The organism is Herbiconiux daphne (genome assembly GCF_024979295.1).
In the GTDB taxonomy this organism is placed as follows: domain Bacteria; phylum Actinomycetota; class Actinomycetes; order Actinomycetales; family Microbacteriaceae; genus Herbiconiux; species Herbiconiux daphnes.
This window is the reverse complement of record NZ_JANLCJ010000032.1, coordinates 1-3,784: the sequence shown is the minus strand read 5'-3', so window position 1 is coordinate 3,784 and position 3,784 is coordinate 1. Positions and strand designations below refer to the sequence as shown.

Here is a 3,784-nt window from a genome sequence, read left to right as displayed (position 1 = left end):
GATGAAAAAACAACTTTCTACAATAACGGAGGAACTTAAAAAATGGCAAAAAAACAAAACGACAAAGAGTTTAACATCAGCGATGCGCTATATGTGAGTCCTAAACAGATAACCGATGATATTACTTCATGACTCGCAAGAATGCAAGGTGCAAAAAGATATTCAAAATATCCGGATTTCCTATTTATCAAGAAATCAGGCGATTTTAACTATTTAGCCGCTAAAAAACTTTATGACATCTTACGCGACCAAGATTTCAAGAAAAGCGTTTTACAGGCAAGTGAAATTTCACTTTCCAAAAATGATGGTAAGAAAGAAAATGCATATATCCTATGAACGATTGACATCGGTGAAAAAACGCCTTGATTTAATTGAGTGCCAAGCAAGAACATCGTATTTCTAGAAACCGTGGGAAATAAGATTATCGGGGTTCAACATATCGCCTATATTTTCAAAATCAAGGATACATCTTATCAAATCAGACAATACAGAAGCAAAGACGAAATCAAAACGACGCTATGGACAATTGGCAAACAGGAAATAACCGAAATCACCGATTACGACAATTTAACCGATGATGTTAAAGAAGAAATCAAGAAATATACGCTTGGATCAGTTGCGTGAACCGGAAACCTTCCTTCTTTCGTATTTGAAAAGAACACAGCTGATGGACTTTCAGACTCTGCCTTCATTTCAACAGAGATCGAGGAATTGATCGTTCTAAAACAAAAGAAAAGGGATGAAATACTTTTCAACTCCACAAAAGTGCTAAACGTTGGAAGAACAACGCAAGATAGAAACAAGACAGACCAAAACGCAAGTGCTGCAGCCGAAAAACAGGCAAAAATGATGGCGGCGGCGTCTGTAATCGCTTTACCTTCTCAGGCTTTGGGAACTACCTCCCAAGTCAGCGTGGCGCGGGCAAGGCCTAACCTTGACGTTTTCAGTGCAGAAGAAAGAAAACTCAAAGGTGACATTTTGAAAAAGACCGGAGGAATTACAGATTTAGATTCCAAAGGAACGGTTCAGGTTACCGATACGCAAACATATGCAGCGCAAGGTTCGGAGTTCATCATGGCAAATGAAAAGGTTTCTTCGCGTCAGGATGCATTGAAAAAATTTGCCGAAATCATCGTGGATTATTTCCAAAACCTAAAAAAGGACGCAATATTTGAAGATATTGCCGACGTTCTAGTAATCATCAATCAAGAAGAATCAATTTCAGAACTCGATCAACTGAACGGGCTAATACTTGCCAAACAAAACAAATTCATAAGTGAAAGCGTTGCGATTGCCCGTTATTTGGGAATTTCAATTTTAGATTCCCTTGTAATTTCAAAAATCAACTTTGAAGGACTTGACAAAGGGGGGAAATAAGATGGCAAACAATTCAAACCAAAAATTCCCTGCTTATGTAGAATCGGACTTAAACAAAGGGAAAATTTCAATTCCCCCAAGACATAAAAAAAGAGAACGCCAGATATTCGTATATTCTACAAATCAAAGGTTAGATGCAATAGAAAACCCATCGGCATCGCTTGGCATTGCTACAACTTTTATAAAGCAAATACAATTAAACCCATCAACAAATCTACCTAATGATCTTTCAGGTTTCAAATCGGAGGATTTATCAATTTCGCAAACATGGGGTGGCAAATTGTCAGGGTTCATTTATGAAGACTTGGCCGAATTGGATACACAAAAATATAATTTCATAACTTTTGCCACCATGAGTTCAACGACTGCAGCACAAATCGCCAAATTCCGGATCGTTGGATATTCGCCAGTTTATGATGGGCAAGGGCGGTTCTTGTATGCCGAGTTGTCATTGATTGCCGAAAACAATAAAACGTTTCCAAATCTAAACAGAACAAGTTGATTATTGACGACTCAGGCAGTCCTTGACGCCAAAACAAAGAGTTTCAAAATCACCTTCCCATCAACAGCGAAAATTTTTTCATCAGGCCTTAAAATAAATGTTTTGGATGATGCCGGAGTTTCCAGACTTGCCGGTTTGAAGGCAATTTCTACGCCAACATTAACAACGCGCCTGATGAATGTTAGATCGGTTAATCCTTTCAAATACGATGACATGACGATCAAATCCCTTGCGTCCGTTTCTAAATCATTTTCAAAATCCGGCGAAATGGGTGGGCCATTGAGTGTAGGTCTATTATGACTCGAAAATCAACCACCTTCGCCAGGAGTGCAACCATACACATTTGGCGAATATTCAGGCGCTTATATAAACGTTATAACCGATAAAATTGATTTGAATACTGACGGATGAGACGTTGATAGGCAAGGTTCATCGTTCAAAAAATTTTTTTCGGGCGGTCTTGTGGTTGCCGGTTCAAAAAACAATAATGTTGATAATTTCAACGATTCAGCAAATCATAGAACACAAATCACACAAAGAATATTAAGTTCTGGCGATATTGTAAATTTCCTAAATGGTTCATATTCAATTGAAGGTGAACCCGTCGAAGGCATAGTTTCAAGACTTGAGGTTAACGGTTCAAAAGATTTTAACAGTTTAGATATTTCAAGTTCAACAGATAAGCATTATTTTACGCTTACGAAATCATTTAATTTTAATCAACTAGTAGATGGCGGCTGAACGAATTCAACAGTTACCGATTTATTTCACAATGAATCAACATGAGCATTTATTTATTACAAAGGCAAGATTTCGGATTATAACCTTTTGGATGCAACAACAGCAAACCAAAATGGTGGAATTGACAAGGATGAAGATTTAGTATTTGAATTTGAATTGTCAATTGAGGGCAAAAACCCTAAAATAGAAATTGATGCAGTCCTTGCCGACTCTGTAAAAATCACGACTTACGACGCCGGGCACAATTCAATTTATGAAGATCTAGTTGTTGAAACCGAATACAAATTCAACAACAACAACGTAAAAACAACAATACAACTATAAGGAGGGCAAAATGCCAGAAATTCAAGAAGAAGAAAAAAAAGAAATTAAAAAAGAAGAACAAAAGGCTATAATTAAAGAGAATGGGGAAGAACATAAACCGGGCGACCCCACACCCGAAGAATTAGCCAAGGAAAAAGAAAAGGCCGACCTTGAGGCCAAACAAAAAGAGCAAAAGGCCTATAAGTCTTTCGCGACGAAAGAAGAATATACCGCCGAACTTAAATCAGCGGCTAAAAACCTTTCAGAAAAAAATTCAACTTTGGAATCATCAATCAAAGCGAAAGATGAAGAAATTGCCAAATTGAAAGCAGACCTTGAAATTGCCAACAAAAAGACGAAGATTATACTAATCGACGACTCAGGCAACATCAAGAAACCACAAAAGGAATATTCAGGAGGAGCAGCATAATGCTTGAACTACTTAAAAAATTCCTTTCGGAAAACGGTGTTCAAATTCCGGACGGAGCAAACACAAAGCAAATCTTGGCAATCATCGGGGCATTTTTAGACGCCGATACAAATAACCAAGACACACAACAAACACCAGAAAACACAACACAGGGGGCGGCATAATGTCAGCAATAGAATTTGACTCAAACAAACATTATATTTTTGCTACACCAACAGGGCAAAAAATCGTTTCAAAAGAAACAGGCAAGGTTCTACTACATATCGGAACCGAAGCGGAAATAGCAGCACATGCTGATGCTGCTAAAAAAGCAGCAGAAGACAAAGAAGACAAAGGAGGCAAATAATGCCAGTTCCAAAGACAAACACCATTAAAGACGCGCAAGGCGTTGCGTTCGACGCTGCAACAGTCAGCCAAGGACTAGTTAAAGT

At 38.1% G+C, this 3,784-nt stretch carries 10 protein-coding genes; all 10 read left to right on the top strand.

Annotation, left to right across the window (positions count from 1 at the left end; genetic code table 11):
* Positions 1–141 precede the first annotated feature (141 nt).
* The 10 genes from N1032_RS22255 (at position 142) to N1032_RS22210 (ending at position 3,699) form a co-directional block, all read left to right on the top strand.
* Positions 142–336: a hypothetical protein gene (locus tag N1032_RS22255; RefSeq protein WP_259542423.1), complete on the top strand. Its 195-nt coding sequence runs from the start codon at positions 142–144 to the stop codon at positions 334–336.
* Positions 337–375: 39 nt separating this feature from the next.
* Positions 376–624 (top strand): hypothetical protein, encoded by a 249-nt coding sequence (locus N1032_RS22250; protein ID WP_259542420.1) that lies wholly within the window; start codon positions 376–378, stop codon positions 622–624.
* Positions 625–711: 87 nt separating this feature from the next.
* Entirely contained in the window at positions 712–1,377 is a 666-nt protein-coding gene (locus N1032_RS22245) for a hypothetical protein (RefSeq protein WP_259542419.1), read from the top strand.
* 1 nt (position 1,378) lies between these two features.
* Complete coding sequence (locus N1032_RS22240) at positions 1,379–1,879, top strand: hypothetical protein (protein ID WP_259542418.1); 501 nt, start codon at positions 1,379–1,381, stop codon at positions 1,877–1,879.
* Between the two features lie 3 nt (positions 1,880–1,882).
* The gene (locus tag N1032_RS22235) at positions 1,883–2,179 is read left to right on the top strand and encodes a hypothetical protein (protein ID WP_259542417.1); all 297 of its coding nucleotides are present in this window, start codon (positions 1,883–1,885) and stop codon (positions 2,177–2,179) included.
* A gap of 162 nt (positions 2,180–2,341) precedes the next feature.
* Positions 2,342–2,620, top strand: a complete 279-nt coding sequence (locus N1032_RS22230; RefSeq protein ID WP_259542416.1) for a hypothetical protein — start codon at positions 2,342–2,344, stop codon at positions 2,618–2,620.
* Positions 2,621–2,707: 87 nt separating this feature from the next.
* Positions 2,708–2,944 carry a hypothetical protein gene (locus N1032_RS22225; protein WP_259542415.1) on the top strand — a complete coding sequence of 79 codons (237 nt, stop codon included), beginning with the start codon at positions 2,708–2,710 and terminating at the stop codon, positions 2,942–2,944.
* Between the two features lie 10 nt (positions 2,945–2,954).
* Positions 2,955–3,353 (top strand): hypothetical protein, encoded by a 399-nt coding sequence (locus N1032_RS22220; RefSeq protein WP_259542414.1) that lies wholly within the window; start codon positions 2,955–2,957, stop codon positions 3,351–3,353.
* Complete coding sequence (locus tag N1032_RS22215) at positions 3,353–3,517, top strand: hypothetical protein (protein ID WP_259542413.1); 165 nt, start codon at positions 3,353–3,355, stop codon at positions 3,515–3,517. The genes N1032_RS22220 and N1032_RS22215 overlap by 1 nt, the downstream gene beginning before the upstream one ends.
* Positions 3,517–3,699 (top strand): hypothetical protein, encoded by a 183-nt coding sequence (locus tag N1032_RS22210; RefSeq protein WP_259542412.1) that lies wholly within the window; start codon positions 3,517–3,519, stop codon positions 3,697–3,699. Before N1032_RS22215 ends, N1032_RS22210 begins: the two co-directional genes overlap by 1 nt.
* Positions 3,700–3,784: the final 85 nt, after the last annotated feature.